Origin of the sequence: Kitasatospora sp. NPDC004615, from assembly GCF_042873545.1 — a bacterium.
Lineage (GTDB): Bacteria > Actinomycetota > Actinomycetes > Streptomycetales > Streptomycetaceae > Kitasatospora.
The window spans coordinates 1-1,188 of sequence record NZ_JBIALQ010000024.1 but is presented as its reverse complement, the minus strand read 5'-3'; the positions used below and the strand labels follow the sequence as shown (position 1 = coordinate 1,188).

The 1,188-nt window shown below is 56.4% G+C and carries 1 rRNA gene; it reads right to left on the bottom strand.

The features are described 5' to 3' along the window. Window positions 1–2 precede the first annotated feature (2 nt). A 23S ribosomal RNA gene (locus ACFYS8_RS36425) occupies window positions 3–1,188 on the bottom strand; the annotation flags it as partial.

The window sequence follows — 1,188 nt, the reverse complement described above, 5'->3', positions numbered from 1 at the left end:
CTGAGGACAAGCCCTCGGCCTATTAGTACCGGTCAACTCCACCCCTCACAGGGCTTCCATATCCGGCCTATCAACCCAGTCGTCTACTGGGAGCCTTACCCTCTCAAGGAGGTGGGAGTGCTCATCTCGAAGCAGGCTTCCCGCTTAGATGCTTTCAGCGGTTATCCCTCCCGAACGTAGCCAACCAGCCATGCCCTTGGCAGGACAACTGGCACACCAGAGGTTCGTCCGTCCCGGTCCTCTCGTACTAGGGACAGCCCTTCTCAACACTCCTACGCGCACAGCGGATAGGGACCGAACTGTCTCACGACGTTCTAAACCCAGCTCGCGTACCGCTTTAATGGGCGAACAGCCCAACCCTTGGGACCTACTCCAGCCCCAGGATGCGACGAGCCGACATCGAGGTGCCAAACCATCCCGTCGATATGGACTCTTGGGGAAGATCAGCCTGTTATCCCCGGGGTACCTTTTATCCGTTGAGCGACGGCGCTTCCACAAGCCACCGCCGGATCACTAGTCCCTACTTTCGTACCTGCTCGACCCGTCAGTCTCACAGTCAAGCTCCCTTGTGCACTTACACTCAACACCTGATTGCCAACCAGGCTGAGGGAACCTTTGGGCGCCTCCGTTACTCTTTAGGAGGCAACCGCCCCAGTTAAACTACCCACCAGACACTGTCCCTGATCCGGATCACGGACCCAGGTTAGACATCCAGCACGACCAGAGTGGTATTTCAACGGCGACTCCACCATGACTGGCGTCACGGCTTCAAAGTCTCCCACCTATCCTACACAAGCCGAACCGAACACCAATATCAAGCTATAGTAAAGGTCCCGGGGTCTTTCCGTCCTGCTGCGCGAAACGAGCATCTTTACTCGTAATGCAATTTCACCGGGCCTATGGTTGAGACAGTCGAGAAGTCGTTACGCCATTCGTGCAGGTCGGAACTTACCCGACAAGGAATTTCGCTACCTTAGGATGGTTATAGTTACCACCGCCGTTTACTGGCGCTTAAGTTCTCAGCTTCGCCCGACCGAAATCGGACTAACCGGTCCCCTTAACGTTCCAGCACCGGGCAGGCGTCAGTCCGTATACATCGCCTTACGGCTTCGCACGGACCTGTGTTTTTAGTAAACAGTCGCTTCTCGCTGGTCTCTGCGGCCACCACCAGCTCAGGGAGCAAGTCCC